Annotated in this window: 23 protein-coding genes and 1 riboswitch; of the genes, 11 read left to right on the top strand and 12 right to left on the bottom strand. The window is 39.6% G+C overall.

The annotated features are described in order from the left end of the window. The first annotated feature begins 147 nt into the window (after nt 1-147). A complete protein-coding gene (locus ACFO3P_RS22175) occupies nt 148-522 on the top strand; it encodes a rhodanese-like domain-containing protein (RefSeq protein WP_042534741.1) in 375 nt (124 codons plus the stop codon). A 92-nt stretch (nt 523-614) separates the two neighbouring features. Here ACFO3P_RS22175 and gcvPB read toward each other — a convergent pair whose 3' ends face one another. The 3 genes from gcvPB to gcvT all read right to left on the bottom strand — a co-directional run bounded on the left by gcvPB (nt 615) and on the right by gcvT (nt 4,602). Beyond that, the gene (gcvPB, locus tag ACFO3P_RS22170; protein ID WP_193063926.1) at nt 615-2,075 is read right to left on the bottom strand and encodes an aminomethyl-transferring glycine dehydrogenase subunit GcvPB; all 1,461 of its coding nucleotides are present in this window, start codon (nt 2,073-2,075) and stop codon (nt 615-617) included. Beyond that, nucleotides 2,068-3,417, bottom strand: a complete 1,350-nt coding sequence (gene gcvPA, locus ACFO3P_RS22165; RefSeq protein ID WP_193063927.1) for an aminomethyl-transferring glycine dehydrogenase subunit GcvPA — start codon at nt 3,415-3,417, stop codon at nt 2,068-2,070. Before gcvPA ends, gcvPB begins: the two co-directional genes overlap by 8 nt. Before the next feature lie 81 nt (nt 3,418-3,498). After that, nucleotides 3,499-4,602 carry a glycine cleavage system aminomethyltransferase GcvT gene (gcvT, locus tag ACFO3P_RS22160; protein ID WP_193063928.1) on the bottom strand — a complete coding sequence of 368 codons (1,104 nt, stop codon included), beginning with the start codon at nt 4,600-4,602 and terminating at the stop codon, nt 3,499-3,501. Nucleotides 4,603-4,836: 234 nt separating this feature from the next. Next, nucleotides 4,837-4,926: riboswitch (glycine riboswitch) on the bottom strand. Between the two features lie 160 nt (nt 4,927-5,086). Between gcvT and ACFO3P_RS22155 the strand changes: the two genes are divergently transcribed. Together ACFO3P_RS22155 and ACFO3P_RS22150 are read left to right on the top strand one after the other, a co-directional pair. Continuing rightward, the gene (locus tag ACFO3P_RS22155; RefSeq protein WP_042534749.1) at nt 5,087-6,751 is read left to right on the top strand and encodes a DEAD/DEAH box helicase; all 1,665 of its coding nucleotides are present in this window, start codon (nt 5,087-5,089) and stop codon (nt 6,749-6,751) included. Then, entirely contained in the window at nt 6,735-7,526 is a 792-nt protein-coding gene (locus ACFO3P_RS22150; RefSeq protein WP_042534751.1) for a YqhG family protein, read from the top strand. The genes ACFO3P_RS22155 and ACFO3P_RS22150 overlap by 17 nt, the downstream gene beginning before the upstream one ends. Before the next feature lie 5 nt (nt 7,527-7,531). Here the strand turns inward: ACFO3P_RS22150 and ACFO3P_RS22145 are convergent, their stop codons facing one another. Continuing rightward, on the bottom strand, nt 7,532-7,726 hold the full coding sequence (locus ACFO3P_RS22145) for a YqzE family protein (protein WP_042534755.1): 195 nt from the start codon (nt 7,724-7,726) through the stop codon (nt 7,532-7,534). A 148-nt stretch (nt 7,727-7,874) separates the two neighbouring features. On the opposite strand from ACFO3P_RS22145, the gene comGA reads away from it, so the two are divergent. From comGA to ACFO3P_RS22110, 7 genes are all read left to right on the top strand, one after another. Continuing rightward, nucleotides 7,875-8,873: a competence type IV pilus ATPase ComGA gene (gene comGA / locus ACFO3P_RS22140; RefSeq protein WP_193063929.1), complete on the top strand. Its 999-nt coding sequence runs from the start codon at nt 7,875-7,877 to the stop codon at nt 8,871-8,873. Beyond that, nucleotides 8,842-9,882: a type II secretion system F family protein gene (locus ACFO3P_RS22135; protein WP_042534758.1), complete on the top strand. Its 1,041-nt coding sequence runs from the start codon at nt 8,842-8,844 to the stop codon at nt 9,880-9,882. Before comGA ends, ACFO3P_RS22135 begins: the two co-directional genes overlap by 32 nt. A 12-nt stretch (nt 9,883-9,894) precedes the next feature. Beyond that, nucleotides 9,895-10,200 (top strand): competence type IV pilus major pilin ComGC, encoded by a 306-nt coding sequence (comGC, locus tag ACFO3P_RS22130; protein ID WP_042534761.1) that lies wholly within the window; start codon nt 9,895-9,897, stop codon nt 10,198-10,200. Further along, nucleotides 10,187-10,618, top strand: coding sequence for a competence type IV pilus minor pilin ComGD (gene comGD / locus ACFO3P_RS22125; RefSeq protein WP_193063930.1), 432 nt, complete (start codon nt 10,187-10,189; stop codon nt 10,616-10,618). The genes comGC and comGD overlap by 14 nt, the downstream gene beginning before the upstream one ends. Continuing rightward, on the top strand, nt 10,602-11,357 hold the full coding sequence (gene comGF / locus ACFO3P_RS22120; protein WP_379542623.1) for a competence type IV pilus minor pilin ComGF: 756 nt from the start codon (nt 10,602-10,604) through the stop codon (nt 11,355-11,357). Before comGD ends, comGF begins: the two co-directional genes overlap by 17 nt. Continuing rightward, nucleotides 11,329-11,697: a hypothetical protein gene (locus ACFO3P_RS22115; RefSeq protein ID WP_193063932.1), complete on the top strand. Its 369-nt coding sequence runs from the start codon at nt 11,329-11,331 to the stop codon at nt 11,695-11,697. The genes comGF and ACFO3P_RS22115 overlap by 29 nt, the downstream gene beginning before the upstream one ends. A gap of 153 nt (nt 11,698-11,850) precedes the next feature. Then, nucleotides 11,851-12,093 (top strand): DUF2626 domain-containing protein, encoded by a 243-nt coding sequence (locus ACFO3P_RS22110; protein ID WP_040985302.1) that lies wholly within the window; start codon nt 11,851-11,853, stop codon nt 12,091-12,093. 87 nt (nt 12,094-12,180) lie between these two features. Here the strand turns inward: ACFO3P_RS22110 and ACFO3P_RS22105 are convergent, their stop codons facing one another. Further along, nucleotides 12,181-12,810, bottom strand: coding sequence for an MBL fold metallo-hydrolase (locus ACFO3P_RS22105; RefSeq protein WP_042534771.1), 630 nt, complete (start codon nt 12,808-12,810; stop codon nt 12,181-12,183). Between the two features lie 142 nt (nt 12,811-12,952). Here ACFO3P_RS22105 and ACFO3P_RS22100 point away from each other — a divergent pair, with 142 nt between their 5' ends. After that, nucleotides 12,953-13,126, top strand: a complete 174-nt coding sequence (locus ACFO3P_RS22100) for a DUF2759 family protein (RefSeq protein ID WP_084612994.1) — start codon at nt 12,953-12,955, stop codon at nt 13,124-13,126. 584 nt (nt 13,127-13,710) lie between these two features. On the opposite strand, the gene ACFO3P_RS22095 is transcribed toward ACFO3P_RS22100, so the two are convergent. From ACFO3P_RS22095 to ACFO3P_RS22065, 7 genes are all read right to left on the bottom strand, one after another. Next, entirely contained in the window at nt 13,711-15,651 is a 1,941-nt protein-coding gene (locus tag ACFO3P_RS22095; RefSeq protein ID WP_193063933.1) for an LTA synthase family protein, read from the bottom strand. A gap of 220 nt (nt 15,652-15,871) precedes the next feature. Then, a complete protein-coding gene (locus ACFO3P_RS22090) occupies nt 15,872-16,831 on the bottom strand; it encodes an ROK family glucokinase (protein ID WP_042534775.1) in 960 nt (319 codons plus the stop codon). Next, a complete protein-coding gene (locus tag ACFO3P_RS22085; protein ID WP_042534778.1) occupies nt 16,824-17,036 on the bottom strand; it encodes a YqgQ family protein in 213 nt (70 codons plus the stop codon). Before ACFO3P_RS22085 ends, ACFO3P_RS22090 begins: the two co-directional genes overlap by 8 nt. A 67-nt stretch (nt 17,037-17,103) precedes the next feature. Beyond that, entirely contained in the window at nt 17,104-18,549 is a 1,446-nt protein-coding gene (locus ACFO3P_RS22080; protein WP_193063957.1) for a spore germination protein, read from the bottom strand. A gap of 138 nt (nt 18,550-18,687) precedes the next feature. Further along, the gene (locus ACFO3P_RS22075) at nt 18,688-20,235 is read right to left on the bottom strand and encodes a rhomboid family intramembrane serine protease (RefSeq protein WP_193063934.1); all 1,548 of its coding nucleotides are present in this window, start codon (nt 20,233-20,235) and stop codon (nt 18,688-18,690) included. Between the two features lie 209 nt (nt 20,236-20,444). Next, nucleotides 20,445-20,615: a hypothetical protein gene (locus ACFO3P_RS22070; protein WP_175297070.1), complete on the bottom strand. Its 171-nt coding sequence runs from the start codon at nt 20,613-20,615 to the stop codon at nt 20,445-20,447. A 94-nt stretch (nt 20,616-20,709) separates the two neighbouring features. Continuing rightward, complete coding sequence (locus tag ACFO3P_RS22065; protein WP_052485088.1) at nt 20,710-21,279, bottom strand: 5-formyltetrahydrofolate cyclo-ligase; 570 nt, start codon at nt 21,277-21,279, stop codon at nt 20,710-20,712. Between the last annotated feature and the right edge of the window lie 31 nt (nt 21,280-21,310).

Genomic DNA, 21,310 nt, shown 5'->3' with positions numbered 1-21,310 from the left:
CCTCTTTTACCAAAAATAATAATCCGGAACTGGAAAGAGGATATTTTTTTAAGATGAATATCCGCCTGCAAAATAAAAACTTTGAAAAATAAAAACGCTGCCCATATAATAAGAGTGTAGAATATAAAGATAGACGGGGGAAACAAAATGACATTTTTACTCATTGCTTTAGTTGTTCTGCTTGCGATTACTATTTTTCGCTACTATAGACAACGCACTTATTTAAATGTACTGACAGAAGATCAATTTGTAGAAGGCTACCGCAAAGCACAATTGATCGATGTACGTGAGCCGCAGGAATTTGATAAAGGTCATATTCTCGGAGCGCGTAATATCCCGGTAACGCAAATGAAGCAAAGACTTGTGGAATTGAGAAAGGACAAGCCGGTCTACCTGTATTGTCAAAACAGCAGCCGTTCCGCAAGAGCTGCGCAGCTCCTGCATAAAAAAGGATTTGAAGAAATTTATCAGCTTAAAGGCGGATTTAAAAAATGGACTGGAAAGATTAAAATGAAAAAATAAAGCCTTTGTTTTCCATTTTGTGAAAGCTGTTAATTGGGCTAAAAATAAAAGCTGATTCAGAGCATAACCTCTGAATCAGCTTTTATGATGGTTTACGATTCTTCGTACCGCAAGATTGGTTTACGTGCAGCGGTTGCTTCATCCATCCGCTTCACAATTGTATGATGTGGTGCCTCCTGTACAGTTTCCGGGTCTTTTTCTGCTTCTTTTGCTATACGGGTCATGATATCAATAAAGGAATCGAGCGTTTCTTTCGATTCTGTTTCAGTAGGCTCAATCATCATCCCTTCTTCCACATTCAACGGAAAATAAATGGTAGGTGGATGAATATCAAAATCCAGCAGCCTTTTCGCCATATCTAATGTGCGGACGCCAAGTTTTTTCTGAATGCTCCCCGACAGTACAAATTCATGCTTACAATGCTGCGGATAAGGCAGTTGAAATACTTTTTCTAACTGACGCATCATATAATTCGCATTGAGTACGGCATATTCGCTGACCTTTTTCAGGCCCTCTGCTCCCATCGTACGAATATACGTATACGCACGCAGGTTAATACCAAAATTCCCATAGAACGGTTTTATCCGGCCGATAGACTGTGGTCTGTCATAATCAAAGCGAAACGAGTCCTTTTCCTTCATAATTAATGGTTTTGGCAAATATGTTGCCAGCTCTTCGCTGACTCCCACCGGTCCTGAGCCTGGACCGCCGCCGCCATGCGGACCTGTGAACGTTTTATGAAGATTTAAATGTACTGCATCAAATCCCATATCTCCCGGTCTGACATAACCCATAATCGCATTTAAATTAGCGCCGTCATAGTAAAGCTTACCGCCGGCATCATGTATTATTTCTGCCATTTCTAAAATATCTTTTTCAAATAATCCTAACGTGTTTGGGTTGGTAAGCATCAAGGCTGCTGTATCTACCCCGACAACCCGCCGCAAATCATCCAGATCCACTAATCCTTCTTCATTTGATTTCACGGTAACTGCTTCAAACCCGGCTACTGCTGCAGACGCCGGATTGGTTCCATGGGCAGAATCCGGTACAATGACTTTTGTACGGTTATAATCCCCATTGGCCTCATGAAAAGCACGAATCATCATTAATGCAGTCCACTCTCCCTGCGCACCGGCAGCTGACTGTAATGAAACCTCATGCATGCCAGTAATTTCTTTTAATGACTCCTGCAAATCATAGAGCATCTCCAGAGCACCCTGCACCGTGTTTGGATCTTGATAGGGATGAATATGACTGAAGCCTTCCAGACGCGCAATGTCTTCATTAATTTTCGGATTATACTTCATCGTGCAGGAACCAAGGGGATAGAACCCGGAATCTACCCCATAATTGCGGGATGCCAGCCCAGTGTAATGACGAATAATATCCAGTTCACTTACTTCTGGCAGCTTAGGAGGTTCTTTGCGAATATAGACGTCCTCTAATTCTTCCTCTAAATCAAAGGCATCTATTTCCAATTCCGGCAAGCTGTAGCTCGTTCTCCCTTCTTTACTGCGTTCAAATAATAATGGAAAATTTTTATCAGCCATGCATATCCCTCAATTCTTTTGCAAGTTGGTCTATCTCTTGTTTTGTACGAATTTCTGTCACAGCCACAAGCATCTGACCATGATAGGAAGGGTCGATTTTTCCCAAATCAAAACCGCCAAGAATTCCTTTTTCAAGCAATGCAGCATTTACTTTAGTAATGTCCTGATTTAACTGAATGACAAATTCATTGAAGAATGGGCCATCATAAACTATCGAAATACCTTCTTCTTTCAATTTCTTCTTTGCATAACGGGCTTTTTGCATATTCATTTCGGACATTTTCCGTATCCCATGCTTGCCGATAGAGCTCATCGCAACAGAGCTTGCTAATGCATTCAGCGCCTGATTGGAGCATATATTGGAAGTTGCCTTGTCACGTCGAATATGCTGTTCCCGTGCCTGCAGCGTCAGCACATAGCCTCTGACTCCATTTTCATCCTTTGTCTGACCGACCAGACGTCCCGGAACCTTGCGCATTAATTTTTTACTTGTTGCAAAATATCCGCAATGCGGCCCGCCAAATTGGGCTGGAATCCCGAATACCTGCGTGTCGCCGGTTACAATGTCCGCACCAAATTCTCCCGGCGGAGTCAGATAGCCGAGGGCGAGCGGATTGCTGGACACGATCAGCATGGTCTTCTTTTGATTTTCTAACAGCTTTTGGATTGCTTCCATTGGCTCTATCTGCCCGAAAAAATTCGGATATTGGACGACAACACCCGCAATATCCTCATTCAGAAGTTCCTCCAAATGGACGAGATCTGTTTTTCCATTTTGTAATGGAATCGGAATCATTTCAACTTCCTGTCCTTTCGCGTACGTATGAATAACCTGTTGATATTCAGGGTGGACGGCGTCTGATACCAGCACTTTCTTACGTTTGGTCTGGGCGGCACTCAGATTTACTGCTTCTGCTAAAGACGTACCTCCGTCATACATAGAAGAATTTGCGATTGGTAAAGCTGTCAGTTCAGAGATCATTGTCTGAAATTCAAAAATTGCCTGCAATTCTCCCTGGGAAATTTCCGGCTGATAAGGTGTATATGCTGTATAAAATTCAGATTTCGAAATGACATGATCAACAATGGAAGGTGTGTAATGATCATATACACCTGCCCCAAGAAAGGATACAACGTCTTTCGTGGATGTGTTTCTATTTGCCATCGCTGTTAATTCCTTCATCAATGCATATTCATTCTTTGGTTCTTTTAACTCCAATTCCTTCTGGAGACGAACGCTGCCTGGGATATCTGCAAACAGCTCCTCCGTATTCTCTATCCCTATGGTCTCCATCATTTCTTGTTTATCTTCCCTGGTCATCGGTAAATAACGAAACTCCATCTTTTCTCCCCCTTATTTTACTGCACTAATAAAGTGAAACTTTTTTCCCCGAACTCTTTTTCCTGTGAAAATGTACGATGATTATCTACGGTAGAACGGTGTCTCGACCACCTTCGCTTTTAAGCGGCGCTTTCGGACCTGAACCTCCACCTCTGCTCCAATCTTTGCGGAATCAGATTGAATCAGTACGAGCCCAATATTTTTGTTTAGTGTAGGTGACTGTGTACCGGAAGTAACAAAACCAATCTCGCTCTCTCCCTGGTACACTGGATAGCCGTGTCTTGGAATGCCCTTATCAATCATTTCGATTCCTGCAAGCTTTCTTTCCGTCCCATTAGCAGCTTGCTGTTCAAGTGCTTCTTTTCCGATGAAGTCTACTCCCTTATTCAGCTTCACAGCAAAACCTAAACCAGCTTCCAATGGCGAAATATCAACTGACAGCTCTTGCCCGTATAAAGCAAGATTCGCTTCAAAACGCAGTGTATCTCTTGCTCCCAAACCGATTGGCTGGATGCCTTCTTCCCTTCCCTTTTCAAGCAGTATATTCCACAAATATTTGCCATTTTCAGAATCAAGATAAACTTCAAAACCATCTTCGCCTGTATAACCAGTTCTGGAGATGAGGGCCTTTCCTTCTATTCCTTCCACTTCGATATCCTTTTTAAAACGGAAGAAAGAGATATCTTGAAGCGGTTCTTTTACAATCTTTTGTAAAATCTGCTCCGCTTTTGGTCCTTGCAAAGCTAATTGCGCATAATTTTCCGAAACATTTTTTATGGTAACATTCGGATTGAAATTATTTTGTTCCTGCAGCCAGGCAACGTCTTTCTCCGTATTAGCAGCATTTACAACAAGCAAGTATTCATTTTGAGCCAGCATATATACAATTAAATCATCGACTGTTCCTCCATTTTTATAGCACATAAACGTATATTGTGCTTTGTTTGGCACTAGCTTTGTTACATCATTTGTTAATATCGTCTGTAAAAAATGGACGCTTTCCGGACCGCTCACCAAAACCTCGCCCATATGGGACACATCGAACAGACCGGCTTTTGTCCGGACCGCTTCATGCTCTTCTTTAATACCTGAAAACTGTACCGGCAAATCCCATCCGCCGAAATCAATGGTCTTGGCAACCCTTTCATAAGCTGGAAAAATCGGTGTACGCTTTAATTCACTCATCTGCTTCTCTCCTCACTAAGGTTGATTGAAATACATGAACATCCTTATAACATTTGCTGGTGATTTTTTTAAAAATTGATTTTAAGCACAAAAATAGAGACTCCTCCTAAAAGAAGTCTCTGTCCGCAAACCAGAAAGTTGCATATTCACAAAGAAAACGGTCTTCATCATGTGAATATTTGCTTCGTGGGTGGTCTATAGACAGCTGATGCCTATAAACGCTCTCCAGAGTAGCGTCCTACAAGAGTCTTTTTGCCTGAGAGATTCGCTCTTAACTTGCTCCTTCGGCGTTACATAAACTGTAAGCTCTCCCCTTGTATTCATCCGCTGATTGAATATATTCATGTTGGTTATACTAAAGGATATATAATCCTTCATCATATATTATGTTAGCAGGAAAATCTATTTGACAAAAGTATATCATAACTCTTTAAAAAAGTAATTGAAAAACCATATTTTACCCGAAAGGATGTGCATCGAATAAATGGATTCTATTCAAATTCAACAAGACAATCAATTCATTACCGGCTTAGAGTCAGCCTTTCGTGATGAAAATAATTTAACAAATTGGGAGCTTTTTCGTATGGCATATCAGGCTGCAAATCTAACAAAGCGCCCTTCTTTCAATGGCTTGCAGGCGCTGGAATATTTGCCGCATCTGGATATTTTAGATCATCAATTACAAGCTGCTGAACAAGTAATTGAAACGATGCATGGCCGGGCCATTTTAGCGGATGAAGTAGGACTTGGAAAAACAATTGAAGCAGGGCTGGTTTTAAAAGAATATATGGTAAGAGGGCTGGTGAAAAAAGCATTAATTCTTGTTCCGGCTTCTCTCGTAAATCAATGGGAAAAAGAATTAAACGAAAAATTTCTCATTCCTGCCATTGCCTATCGTAAAAATTACAGCTGGGACGATAATCCAATTATTATATCTTCCATCGATTCCGCCAAGCGTTCTCCGCATCGGGAGGCTATTTTAGATATAGATTATGATTTTATCCTGGTGGATGAAGCTCATAAACTAAAAAATGAGCAGACAAAAAACTACCAGTTTGTCCAGGAATTAAAGAAAAAGTATTGTCTCTTATTAACCGCTACGCCGGTACAAAATAAGCTGTTAGAATTATTTAATCTTGTCAGCCTTTTAAAGCCTGGACATTTAGGGAATTATAAAAGTTTTACAGAGAAATATGGAAAGGACCGCAAAAAAATGGAGCAGGATCCTTATCTGAAGAAGCTTGTCCAGCAGGTAATGGTCCGTAATACAAGGAAAGATACCAGCTTAAACAATTCTAAAAGAAAAATCCAAACCATTTGGACTTCTCTTCCAGAAAGCTATCACAAGGTTTACCATCAATTAATGGAGCTGTCTTTTGGAATGGCATCCTTTGCTAAAATCACTTATTTACGTGAATTCTGTTCTTCCAGAGAAGCTTGCTTTACCTCTTTACTGAAATTAGACCAAGATGGAAATCATGAAGCTATTCAGGAAGTTATCGGAAACATTGAACAGCTGGAGCAGCATCCCAAAGCGGAGGAATTAACCAATCTGATTAAATCGCTGAATGGTGAAAAAGTGATTGTTTTTACCGAATATCGCGCTACACAGTACTATCTGCAATGGTATCTGCAGCAACATGGTATTTCTTCGGTACCTTTTCGCGGCGGCTTTAAACGAGGAAAAAAAGATTGGATGAAGCAATTATTTAGGGATCATGCACAGGTTCTGATTGCTACCGAAGCCGGCGGCGAAGGAATTAATCTGCAATTTTGTCATCATCTGATCAACTATGATTTACCTTGGAACCCGATGCGCTTAGAGCAGCGAATTGGCCGTATTCATCGTTTTGGTCAAGAATCAGATGTGCATATCTACAACATTGTCACTAAACAGACGATTGAAGAGCATATATTGTCCATGCTTTACGAAAAAATAAACTTGTTTGAGAATGTAATTGGTAATTTAGATGCCATTTTAGCAGAGTTAAAAGTAGATAGTATGGAGAAAGAAATAGAATCTATCTATCAGGAATCCACTTCAGCCGGAGAAGTTCGTATTAAGCTTGATAACTTGAAATACGTGATGGAGCAGGCAAACCAGGAAATACAAAACGAGGAGCAATATAGAGATGGAACAGCAAATTGATTTATCCGATTTTCTAACCAGCTATTTTGAAACCAAACATTGTACCATTCTTTCTAAGGATGAGGGACAAATCCATATCCAGCTTACCGAGGAAATGGATAAAGAATTAATGAACCGCCCTTTCTACTGGCATTACATTAAAAAAATCGGCCGGGAAGGAGAGCCCCAGGCGCTGCGTCTGATTACGGACAAAGAGAAAGCGAGTGAACCAGGGGAATGGATTCATTTTGGGAGTCCGAGACTGCATCAAATTATTAATAAATTAACGGAGAAAGAACGTTATACCAGATTATTTGAGGAGGTCCGCACATCGGAAAACACTCCCCTGTATCCTTGGCTTGTAGTCAATATAAAAATCAGCTATCGTGGTGTCCAGCATAGGGATGAAATATTTTCAGTAGGCCTGCAGCTGCTTCATGGACATATGGCTTTAAATATGATGGATTATTTAGAACGTATCCCGCTTGATAGAGCCATATCCGATTATTGTTATACACTGACGCCGATGATTAATCCCAAAAGCGGATTTCTCCGTATTCAAAACGTTTTATTACAACATGTTCAAAACCAGGATAACGCATGGGCTGCTGCATCTATCAAACAGCTGGAATCGGAAAAAGCTACCTTAAAGCATTTTTATGCGGATGAACTTGATCATCCAAGGCATGTAGAAGAATTAGAAGCATTGGAGAAGCGGTTTAAACCAATGATTACATTTCAAGTGATTAACGGAGGGATTTTTTACTTAACTGCATCCACAATGAATGAGAAATAGCCGGATTAATCCCGGCTATTTTTTCTTTCATGGTACCAGGACTGAATGGAAAAAGGAATAACCCCCAGCCATTTGTTACCATAGATCGGATAAGATGATTTCTTCTTTTTTTGTTTGCGCTCTGCTTTTTCTTCTGAAGATAAGTTCATGTATTTCACCGCTTCTTCTGTCAGAAAACGGATATAGTCATTGCTTTTCATACTCTATCATCGCTCCTTTTTGAAGACCGTTCTATTTTTAGTTTAAACAATTAAAAAAATTCTATTCTTTTTTGATAAAAAGAAGGACATTTAAAAAGAATGTCGAATTATAAGTTATGTCAGAAATAGTTGTAAAGGAGGTGAGCTAATGAATCACGTCACAAAATTATCTGACGATCTCTTTCAGTCGGCCACGAAGCAGCATGCATCCGATATCCACTTCTATCCCTATGAGCAGGAAACAGAAATTTACTTCCGCATCCACGGAAAACGTACCTTCATCCGGACCATTTTAACAAAGCAATATCAGCTTTTAAGAACATTTTTTAAATTTAGTGCGAATATGGATATCGGTGAAAGCAGAAAGCCTCAGGCAGGTACGATGATCTGGAGTTTCGAATCAAAAGATTATGCACTTCGTATCTCAACCCTTCCTCATTATCAGCAAGAAACGATTGCCATCCGGATTCTTCCTCAAAATGACACTTTACCGCTGGATTATTTATTTCTTTTTCCAAAACAAATAAAGCAAATGCGAAGATGGATGAGCCATGAATCGGGCCTTATCCTGATAACCGGGGCAACAGGAAGCGGGAAATCATCTACATTATATTCCCTGTTAGAAACGGAAATGAAAGAAAGACCTTGTCAAATCATTTCTTTAGAGGACCCCATCGAAAGAAAAATAAAGCAAATTCTGCAAGTTCAAATAAATGAGCGTGCAGGTATTTCCTATCAAGCGGGATTAAAAGCTGCGTTGCGTCATGACCCTGATATTCTGATGGTCGGGGAAATACGGGATAAAGAAACTGCGCACTTTGCCGTAGAGGCTGCTCTGACCGGTCACCTCGTCCTTAGTACGCTGCATGCAAAGAATGCTGTCGGTACGATTTTCCGTTTGAAAGAGATGGGTATCAAAACAGCCGATCTTCATCAGATTCTGATTGGAGTAGGTGCTTTGCGCCTTATTCCAATCAGAAGAAAGAATAAACAGCAGCGGAGTGCTATCGGAGAATTGATTGAAGGCGTCCACCTGACAAAAGCCATTGAAGGCAGCCTGCAAGCTCTCCCGGAAAAGCAGCAATTTAAAAATTTACAAAGAAAGGCATTTGCTTATGGCTTTACTGAAACGATTTCTCCCCAATAATCAAAGGTTAACGATTACCACCCAGCTGCAATTTTTACATGTTTTGCAGCGCATGCTTTCCAGAGGCCTTACCCTCGTCCATTCCTTAGATGCAATGAAATATTACGGTGAGTTAGAACACATTTCCAAACAGGTTTTAAGTAATCTGGAAGCGGGAAAGCAGCTGGATGAAGCAATGGATCAGGCTGGTTTCCACCATTCCATTGTCTCTTACCTTTTTGTAGTAAGGGAAAAAGCAGATATTTATGAACGAATCGAGCATTGCTATCAATTATTTCAGCAACGCGTTCACTACATTCGTAAATTTCAGCAAACAGTGCGTTATCCCCTTATATTAATGATAATTTTCAGCGGGCTGTTATTTTTTATTTATTCACGCGTCATCCCTTCCTTCCAGCAGCTGATGTTTGGTGAGCTTCCCATGCTGCTGCAGACTGTTATTTTTCTTTCTGCATGGCTCGGATATTCTCTCCTAATTCTTCTTGTTTTTTCCACCCTTGTTGTACTTGTTTGGCTATTTTCAAGAAATAATATCTCTTTAGAAACAAAACTGTCTATATATAAACGAGTGCCTCTCTACCGCTCTTACGTAAAAAGACAAACATCCTTCCACTTTGCCGCATTATACAGCTCTCTCCTGCAAACCGGAATGCCGATGAAGGAATTATTAAATTATATGTCCCGGCAGACTAAGCTCCCGATTATTTCTTATTACGCGAAGCAGATGCAGCTGGAATACTTTAAAGGAAGAACCATTCACGGACTGTTAACAACAATGGAATTTTTAGAGAGTCATCTGACGGATATTTTATCCTCTAATATGGATGCGAAAAGCCTGGCGAAGGATTTAGCTATCTATGCAGATATTTCGATTGATACCATGTATCAGCGGCTTCAAAAAAGCATTGTTTATATCCAACCGGTTTTTTTCTCAATTATCGGCGCATTTATCATATTGATTTACGTTAGTCTGATGTCGCCTATGTTTGAATTGATGAATACAATGTAAAGGAGCGGTTTTATGTTAAAAAGTTCAAAAGCATTTACACTGATTGAAATGTTGATAGTTTTAATGGTTATCTCGGTAATAATGATTTTAATTATACCGAATCTGGGAAAGAAAACAGGGGATGTTCACTCGAAGGGCTGTGATGCATTAATTTCTGTCGTACAAGCTCAGGCAGATGCTTATCATATTGATACAGGCAATTTACCTTCCAGTATGAATCAGCTGGTAAGCGCTGATTATATCACCGAAGACCAGCGGACATGCTCAAACGGAAATGAGCTCTCCATTTCTAATGGTGTTGTAAATGCTTCAAACTGAACGAGGGTTTACACTGATTGAGGCATTATTCGCATTATCCATCCTGTCGATTATTCTTTTACTCATTCCAAGGCAGCAGGTGGAGCAAATAGAAAAATTAGAGCTGCAGCATTTTTTTGATACATTAGAAATGGATGTGCTCTACTTGCAAAGCACAGCAGGCACGCAGGAAAACGATATCCCATATGTACTAAAGTTTAACCCGGACAGCTACAGCATTGTGCTTGATCGATTCAGAGAAATCAAGCGGGAATATCCGGCTCAATTTTCGTTAGTAACCTCATTTCCCAAAAATGTTGAATTCTACATCAGCGGGGTTATAAAAAACCCCCAGACGATTCGAGTAAGCTTGGCAGGAGAGCCTTATCAGATTGTATTTCCGTTAGGGAAAGGCAGATACTATGTGGAAAAAAGATAAAGGGTTTACCTTATTTGAAACTTTAATCGCATCCCTGCTTCTATTCTCCATGCTCACGATACTTTTGCCGCTTCTCTCCATCATTGCCAAAGAACAGTACAATTCCATTGAAAAAGTACAAATCACAAGTAAATTACATGATGACATGCAGGGCGTGCTGGCGGGAGCGGCACCTTTTCAGGACTACTACACCGTAACTCCATATCAGACGCCTGCAGCCTTCTCTTTTTCGCTGGAAGGTGAGTACCTGAAAGGATGTGCTGAATGGACTAATGCAAAACAAAAAAAGAGAGTAAATGCCTTTACGCGATTATGGAGTAATACAAAAGGTTTTACATTCATTTCAATGCTCGTTGCTATGACCGTCCTGGTATTAACACTGCCTTTTGTATCTTACGCTCTGTCTGCATTGCAGCTGAAACAAACAAATACGGAAGCCTTATCTGTACAACAATTTTTCACTCAATTACACTATGATGTCATGTCTTCCTCTTCTGCGCATGTAGCGAATAATCAATTATATATCCGTGCTGCCGATCGAAACGACCATACAGAAAGTATAGCCCGCGTCAGCCTCTACAATAATACGGTACGCAGGCAGGTAAATGGATTAGGCCATGAAATTTATCTTCGTCAGGTTGCTGATATTACGTTTGAAGAACATGCAAACGCCATTTATTTAACCATTACCAAAGAATCAGGTGACGTTTATGAAAAAACGATTTACAATTATCCATAATCAGCAAGGGTTTTTATTATTTCATGTCGTCTGGGTAATTCTTATTGTATTTCTTTCAATCCATTTTTTGCTTTATCATTACCATACGTCAAAAGCTGTCGCTCAAAACCAGCTGTATCATATAGAAATAGAAACACTTTTTCAAATGGCATATCAGCAATTACGGAACGAAACAGGTGATGATGAGATTTCTTTTCCCTATCAGACTGATTATGTTTTTCCTCAAGGAGATGTTACCATAACACTTCACAAAGAAAGAAACAATACAATTTATATCGTTTTTTTAATCAAACCGACAGAGAGCAATCATACTTATCGATTATCCCGCCCTTACGTATAAAAGGACAGATTCAGCATTAATGTGAATGATTTTTCATTGTTTTGAAATTAAATCTATGCTAATTGGGCATGATATCTTTAAGAATCGTTTACAATCCTTTCTTGCTCGTATATAATAACTATGAGAACGTTACCTATAAAGGAGGGGGAAGACATGGACCGCATGTTTCGTGTTCTTGCCTTTTGGACAGGTATTTTTACAGTTATGTTTTATGTAGGTGACATGCTGAATACTGCACTATTATTCCTGGTTCAAACGGCGTTTTTCCTTACACTGAGTTACTTAAAGCTGTCTGAACGTATGTACATGTATCTATTTGGTGCATATTGTACGGTATTTATTGTTGGATATACTTGGTATTCTGAGTTTATCCTGGTACCTGGATTTGGACATTAAAAACATCGAAAAAAGACCATCTGTATTGGATTATAGATGGTCTTTTTTCTATTTAATTTTGGTCCCCGCAATAAAGATACTACCTTTCTATGCCGGAAAAAAAGGATTATTTTTCTTCTCATAGCCGATTGTCGTTGCTGGCCCGTGGCCGGGAAGAACCGTCAGATCCTCCGGCAAACGATATAATTTCTCCCTTACCGAATGCTCAAGAATATCTATATCTCCATCGACTAAATCTGTTCTTCCAATCCCCTGTTGAAACAGGACATCTCCGCAAACAGCAAAATTATCTTCAGGGAAAACAAAGCTGATGCTTCCCGGCGAATGACCAGGGGTGTGTAATGCCTCCATGAAAAATCCGCCAGCTTCCAATGGTCCTTCTTCTAATTCTTTATCTGCCGCTTGCGCAGTTACAGGCTGACCCATTAATTTAGCTGATCCATTTAATTTAGGCTCCCCTAACCAATCCCATTCAGCTTTATGAAGATAAACCGGTGCATTTGTAAATTCCCGAATCCCTTCCAAACCACCGATATGATCAAAATGAGCATGGGTCAGTAATATTGCCCTCACGTTCAGCTGATGTTTTTCAATGGCAGCAATAATCTTCTCCGGTTCACCGCCGGGGTCGATAACTAAAGCATCTTTTTCTTCTTTTTTGTAAACGATATAGCAATTTGCCTGGACTAAACCTACCGGCATCGCAATAATTTCCATACCTATCTCTCCATTCTTTTATAATAACTCGACAAACACTTGGAAATACTATAAAATATAAATAGTTTAACGATAATTACATAGTATTAAATACTGACTTTTTACACAAGAATAATTACGTTGAAAAGGAGGAAAATTTCGGATGAGCCATATTATATTAGGAGTTATATTTTTAGCAGTTGCACTATTAGCGGTCGTATCCGTGATTCGTCAGTTGAAATATAAAAATATACTGGCGCTGTTATTTTCTGCTCTGACTGCAGTTGTCTTTGGATTCTTCTCCATCGCGACTATTATTTCAGAAATTACGGGCTAAAACGAAACGGACAGATTCTTTTTATGTTGCATAACATGAAAGGAGTCTGTTTTTTATTGCACTTTTAGGAGTATCTAAAAAGTTGGTGGCGGCCGCTTCAACGGGTTTCATGAAGTGAGTAATATCAGGATTCAGAACTACACTCCACTTCCCGCAGCGTATATCTCGTTAACAACAACACTGTGTTTTAAAAGTCTAATAGTGCTCCTGATTTTTCTTATCTTAAAAAAGCCTGTTCTCCAAATAGTAAAAATAAAAAATACCACAGGAAGCAAAATAAGCCTGATTAAGGCATCTTCACTTTTATACATACTCATTTGCAAGTAATTATAAATACGAAGCCAGGAGTGATTAAATGCGACTTTCTAAAGCAGACCTGCTGGGCAGCATCATTATGTTCATCACTCTTTGTGTTTTTATTTATTCTTTTATGAAAGAGCCGAGATTCTTTAATATTGCATTTATAGCAATCGTTTTTGTTTATTTTATTAGATTATTTGTAAAGCAAAAATACAACAATAGAAACAGCTGATTAATTAATACAGAAAAAACGATGCAGGCGCTCATCACCTGCATCGTTTTTATTATTCTTCTTCCTCATCTCCAAAATCAACAAATCGGAATAAGTCTCCGTATATGATGGAGTCGGAATAAGAAAGCTCTGTATCCACTTGTTCTTGAATGGAGTCACAAGCACTTTCTACTTGTTCTAATTCTTCACTTGCTTCTTCCTCAGAATCAGTCTCTTCTTCAATGGCCTGATCCATTGGCTCTCCGGTTTCGCGGTCATAACAGATTCCAGCTGTACTTACATAATCATCACTGACAAAATCGCCATTACGTAATGCGATATAGTCTTTTCTGTCATCACTGAATAAGTCATTACCGAAATAGATATCCTCGCCAGGGTCGACATCAAGCATGTTCAACATGGTTGGCTTCAAGTCGATTTGACCGGCAATCTCATCCATTACTTGGCCATTACCGTCTCCAGGGATGTGGATAAATAATGGTACACGCTGCAATTGCACCTGATCATACGGAGTAATTTCATCCTGATCTAAATATTGGGCCATCGCTTTATTATGGTTTGCGCTGATTCCAATATGGTCACCCATAATGACGATAATGGAATCCTCATACATACCGGATTCTTTCAATTCATCAAAGAATTCTTCAATTGCCTCATCCATATAACGGACAGTTGGGATATAACTGTTCAGTGTATTGGAATTGGAATCAAATTTATCAATTGTTGCATCTTCCTCATCTAATTCAAACGGGAAGTGATTTGTCAGTAAAATCATTTTGGAATAGAACGGCTCTTCCAAATCCTCCAGAAGCGGGATAGATTGTTCAAAGAACGGTTTGTCTTTCAAACCCCATCCTACAGAATCTTCTGGTGTGACATCGTATGATTCCTCACCAAGGAATTCATCGATTTCTAAGCTGTCATACATAGCATCTCTATTCCAAAAGCTTTTGTTGTTCGCATGCAATACGGAAGAAGTATAACCGGCTTCTTTAATCATTTCCGGGAAGGAATGATAATCATTTCCTCCGTGAGTAAAGAATACAGCACCGCGGGACAGCGGGTACAATGAATTTTCTACTAAGAACTCGGAATCAGATGTATTTCCCTGACCAGTTTGTTCATAGAAATTATCAAAGTAATACGTATCCTCATCTTGAGCTAAATCATTCAGGAACGGCGTAACCTCTTCCCCATTAACTTCACTGTTCATCACAAAATGCTGCAATGATTCTGCATTAAGGAAAATAATATTTTTATCCTTCGCAACACCATTCATCTCTTCACTGCGCTCATGATCTACATTTTCTTCTATAAATTCCTGAATTTCAGGAATTTCATTTCCGTCAGCAAAAACACGCTGTGATTCATTTTTAGAATGAACAACTACATCGTATACATGATAGTTAAGCAGCCCGATATTTTTCACTAAATATTCGCGATCAAAACCACGGGTGAATAACTGCGGTCTTTCCATTTCTGCTAAGAAAAAGTTACCTGCAAGTAAAACTAATGAAAACGCCAGAACACCGACTTTTCCACTTCTAGGGTACAAGACAGATAAACTTCCTGCAAATTTCTTACTTATATACCAGACAATCGCCACATCAGCAAAAATGAAAAGGTCCCATGGCTTAATCAAAGTTAAGATACTGGATCCTAAATCTGTCATATTGCTTCCCATAAATAATTGCGGGATGGTGATAAAGTCTGTGAATTGGCGATAGAATACCAGATTTGCCCAGACAATCAGTGACATCGCCAGCATCGCATACCGAATATATTTCATTTGTCTGGAAGACTTTTTAAACCAGACCCCTAATGCCAGTATTAAGAATGCTGACACAAATGGATTAATAAACAGAATTAATTCCTGCATGGAGTTATCAAGTTCAATATTAAATACAAATCGATAGACAATATACGTTTTCAGGCCAAGAAGTAACGCCGCTATGACATAGAGCGGTATCTTTGGCTTTTTAAATCGTTTCATTATATCCTCTCCTAAATAATAAAAACAGGAATTCGAGTTTATCCTTTAACATACTTCTTCCCATTTTATAAACTAATGTAAACCTAGAATTAATGAATTCTACATCTTTTTCATACGATTTGGCAAGCAAAAGGTTTCACATTAAATCATTTTATTTTAATACCCGTTCATAAATTACTATTTTAGTAGATAATCTAAAAAAATCAAGTCTGAAAATCAATTAACTATTATTTTCATATACCAGATACGCTCCGCCGATAATGCCTGCATCATTGCCGAGCTGACAAACTTTAATCGTACATACCTCGCTTATCCTTGGCAGTGCGTGTTTTCTGAATGCTTTTGTAACAGCATCGATTAAATAATCCCCTGCATTGGAAACACCGCCGCCTATCAAAATATTGGAAGGATTAATAATCATTGACATATTTGCCATCGCTTTACCTAAAACATCTGCGGTATAGTCAATAATCTCCTTGGAAGCCTGGTCTCCCTGTTTTGCCAGCTCAAAAATATGCTGCGTGGTAATACTTCCCTCTGATTGAAATAATTTCGCCAATTTGGAGTCCGGATTTGTCTGCACCTTTTCCATTCCCTGTCTGACGATGCCTGTTGCTGATGTAATAGTTTCTAAGCATCCTCTTTTACCGCAGTTGCATAAATAACCATTCTCTAATACTTCAATATGGCCAATTTCACCAGCCATTCCATTGGCACCATTTAAGATGGACCCATTTGCGATAATTCCGCCTCCAACCCCTGTACCAAGTGTGATGGCAATTAAATTTCTGGATTGATTCCCTGCACCGACCCAGTTCTCTCCTAATACGGCAATATTGGCATCATTCTCAGCATAAACGGGAACGTTCGCCAGTTTTTCAAGCTCTTCCGCTAAATGAATATCTTTCCAGCCAATATTTACAGCTTCTGCAATAATACCGGCATGCGCATCTACAAAGCCCGGTGCTCCGACGCCAATTCCTTTAATAGAAGCATCCTTGAATGACGGCGTCTGTAATTTTGATTCAATGCTTGCCCAAATATCTGGAATGATATGGACCCCTTCATTTGTTAAATCCGTAGGGATTTCCCATTTTTCAATGATGTCTCCATTTTTTGTAATAAATCCAATTTTAACGGTCGTACCGCCGATATCTACGCCTGCTAATAGTTCACTCATTGTTTTCCGTCCCCTTTTTATATTCTCTTATCTCTTTTTTCAGAAGCAATAACGCTTGTTGAAATTGCTCTACACTGATCAATTTCCATTCATATAGTTCATTTATTTCCATTATCATTAATTCTAAATCACCTAAACGATCTGCTGTATAAATAAAAGTACCAAACTTCAACAGCAGTTTTCGTACATCGTGTATATTCTCCATGCTATCACCAAAAACATTATACCAAAAGGGCATGAAAATGGGAAATGCGAAAAAGACCCAAATCGAATCAACGATCTGGATCTTTCGGCCGTAATATGGATGGACGCAGATGTCTCTCTGGTAATGGAAAACGAATAAAGGTATCACGCATATTCTTTGCGGAGAATGGAACCAGCGGCCAGAAATAAGGCGTATCCAACGTTCTCATTTTTATTAAAAATAACAGCCAAATGGTTACACCGACAACATATCCGACGACACCGAACAAAGCCGTTGTAAATAATAAAAATAAGCGGACAAGGCGGTTGGCCATCCCTAATTCATAGCTCGGCGTGGCATACGAGCCAATGGCTGCCGTCGCAATATATAAAACCACCTCATGGGAAAACCAGCCGACTTCTACCGAAACCTCGCCAATCATGATTGCAGCAACCAGGCCAAGAGCCGTTCCCAGTGCTGATGGCGTATGAATCGATGCCATCCTTAAAATATCTAGGCCCAGCTCGGCGATTAAAAATTGAACCAGCAATGGAATAACACCTGAATCTTCCGGTCCGATAAAATCAAATGCTGCCGGCAGCAGCTCCGGCTGTACTGAAAATAAATAATATAACGGCAGGAGGAGAAGAGAAAAAAAAATGGCAATAAACCGAACAATTCGTAAATACGCTCCGACACTCGGTTTTTGACGATATTCTTCTGCATGCTGCAAATGCTGCCAGAATGTTGTCTGCGTAATCATCACACTGGGAGTGCCATCAATAATAAGCACGATATGACCCTCTAACAGATGAGAAGCGGCTGTATCAGGCCGCTCGGTATAACGGACCGCCGGATAGGGATTCCAATATCGGCGGCTAAAAAATTCTTCAATCGACTTTTCTGCCATTGGCAGCCCGTCTGTATCTATGCCGTCAAGTAACTCTTTCAGCCTCTCCACCTGTCTGGAATCAGCTATATCTTCTATGTAACTGATAACCACATCTGTTTTAGAGCGTCTGCCTACCTGTGTAAACTCCATTCTTAAGGAGCGATCTCTGACCCGGCGCCTGGTTAATGCCGTATTAAATACGAGGGTTTCCACAAATCCATCACGGGGGCCCCTGACAACCCTTTCCAAATCAGGCTCTTCTGGAGACCTTGCCGGATATTCTCTTGCATCAATGATAATTGCCTTATCCATTTCATCCACAAATAAAACAGTGGCTCCAGAAAGGATAAAATCGACTATTTTATCCATTTCTTTCATTTCTTCCAGCTCAATATAGGGAATATCTCTCTTCATTAATTTTCGTAATGTATCGGTATCCAGCTCATTCGGCTGAAGCCTTTGCAGCGATTGCATAATATAAAGCATGATATCGTCTTTTGCAAACCCGTCGACCATAAACATAGCCATATCCTTCCCGGCATAGTTTAAGTCTAAATTAATTATGTCGAAGCTTTTATCCACTCCCAGATAAGACTTTAGATAAGAAACATTGGTTTCTAAACTTGAAGCTACTTTTTTCATCTGATTGGTCAATTTTATCACCTTATATCATAGGATGTAGATAGTTTATATCACCAGATGAAATCTATACATGCTACATCATTTAAAACACACTAAAAAACCAGATTGCCATTCACGTTCAGCAGTCTGGTTTTTTAATCAGTAAGGTTGCAAATCATCCTTCAGCTTGGATAATTCTTCATCATCTGGAAAATGAGATAAGCCTTCATCAATAATAGCTTCGATTTCTGCGGTACTTGCGCCTTGCCTTGAATATAAAACGGCCAGGTTATTGTACATTTGCGGCAGTCTATGGTCGTATTGAACAGCCTCTTCCAAATCCTCTGCAGCATCTGTATACTCTCCTTCTTGAATATACGCAAACGAACGATGGAAAAGGAAATAAGGTATCAGCGTCTCATCATTCGTATCATCCAAAGCTTCTGTTGCAATGGAAATGGCTTCGTTAAAATGATTCTCTTCTAATTGCATCTCTACTTCAATTAATTTCAACTCTAGAGATGAAGAATTGAAAGACCAGCCATAAATAAACAATCCAAGACTTAGCACAACAAAACCAACCAAAGCAAGCAGCTGATTCTTTTTATTTTTTTTGTTTGGGACATAGGCTGCTGCAGCAATCAAAAACCCGCCGGCCAGTCCGCCAAGGTGCGCTCCCATATCGATTTCAGGAATAGTAAATCCAATCACAAGGTTTATCCCTAAAATAAGCATGATATTAAAGCCCATTGTCTGAAGGAAGATTTTCTTATAAATCAACCCAAATAAGAGAAGTGCGCCAAACAGAGCGAATATAGCGCCCGATGCCCCTGCTGACACATTGATAGAAAAAGCAAAGCTTGCAATAGAACCTGTTAAACCGCCCAGGAAATAAATAAAAAGAAACCGGATCCTCCCGAATATCTGTTCAATGGCTGCGCCAAGGTAGAATAAAGCAAGCATATTCATCATCAAATGAAGAAAATTTAAATGTAAAAACATCGATGTGAAGAATCTCCACCATTCTCCTTCCATGACAAGCAGATTAAAATTTGCCCCCATATCAATTAAATGCTGTGTATTCTCCATTTCTCCGCTGGTTATTTGAAAAATAAAAATGAGTACGTTGAAAGCAATCAATATGTATGTAAACAACGGTTTCGAAAATGAAAATATTTTCTTACGATTCTCCATTTCTTCCTGTATTTCTTGAAATAAAACATCTTTCATGCGCTTTGCGGCAGTTTCTTTATCAGTTTCTGTTACATACTTTTCTCTATCCGAAGATAATGAAATATGTAGATCATGGTTTAATTGACTGATTTCTTCCTCTTCATTTGCTTCAGCAAGATAATATGTATGCATCTTTGGAGCTTTCTTTGTTCCTTCTCCCCGCGGGTGCTTTACGTCTTCCCAATCATCCACCGGCAGTTCTTCTGCGATATAAATTGAATAGAAGACAGCATTTGAGCTCGCAATAGCCTGCCTGATCCGCTGCATCTGCTGGTAGGCAATCTGCGAATCCTGACGCAGGTGATTCGACCAATCAAACGTTTGCGGTTTCACTCGAATAATAGCGGATTTTCTGTCAGCTTTGCGCTCCAGCCAGATTTCATCCGTTTTATAGTCACCGGCAATAATTCGAAAACCTTGTGTTGTTAATTTATTCACCAGCTCATACGCCCGATATTGCATAGGTATGTCCATAAATCATCCTCCCCTCTTTGAAGCATACCAAATATTTATAATCAGGTACAATTTTCCGTTTGCAGTAAACCAGGGTGCAAAGATAATTTTTAAACAGATTCGTAAAGCACACCTGTCTTACCATCCTGAGTAAGCTCTCGTTTCGATTCGCCGACAAAGAGGGAGCATGCAGATGAATGGTGAAGAAAATAAAAATGGTGATTTAGAAATTAAACCATTTCCTTTTTCTTTTTCCACAAAATCATATTACCAAGCAGCGGTACCAGGTACTTTCTCCCCTGTTTCCAATTTAACATGCTGTTTAAAATGCGGTACCTCCATTTCATAAAAAGGAATGCAATGGATAGCAGCATCGCAAATACAAAGATAAAGCGCATCATTTTCCTGACCTCCTTCGAGATAGTACCCTTTTTGAACAACCTCTTTTACATCTTTTATTGTCAACGAAGAAAGCCATCTTATACATCAGATATGCTATTTGGAAGTTTTTATAGTTCGTTTTTCTGTTATAATCAGCTCTACAGGCAAATCATGACTTTCTCTTGGAATACGATCAACTAGCTGCTTTTCCGTACACAGTGAAATCGTTACACCCTTATAATCAGCCAGCATACGATCATAATACCCGCCGCCATAACCGATGCGATAGCCGTCCTTGTCAAAAATAACACCAGGCACCAGCAGCAAATCGATATCAGCAGGCGCTATAGGTGTCGTTTTTTCTGGAATAGGTTCTTTTATCCCGGCATAGCCAGCTTCGATTTGATCGAGCTGATTCCAAACATAATATTGCATTTCTTTCGTTTTCACAATACATTTAGGGGAAGCGATTATCTTTCCTTCCTCCCATGCCTTTTCCATGATGGAAGATGTAGCCCACTCCTGAGCCGTGGAGATTGTGATGCCTATTGTCGCAGCCTGCTGAAACACAGGACTTGCCACTAATTGATTCTGCAGTTTTTCTTCTATATTTTTCCGTTCAAATTCCGACAATCCGCTTATATACGTCAGCATATGCTGCCGCAGCATCTTTTTTTCTGACATGAGAAATCCACCTCCATAGATAAAAAAACTC

The organism is Oceanobacillus aidingensis, from assembly GCF_042654105.1.
GTDB lineage: Bacteria > Bacillota > Bacilli > Bacillales > Amphibacillaceae > Oceanobacillus > Oceanobacillus oncorhynchi.
This window is presented reverse-complemented; position numbering and strand designations above follow the sequence as displayed.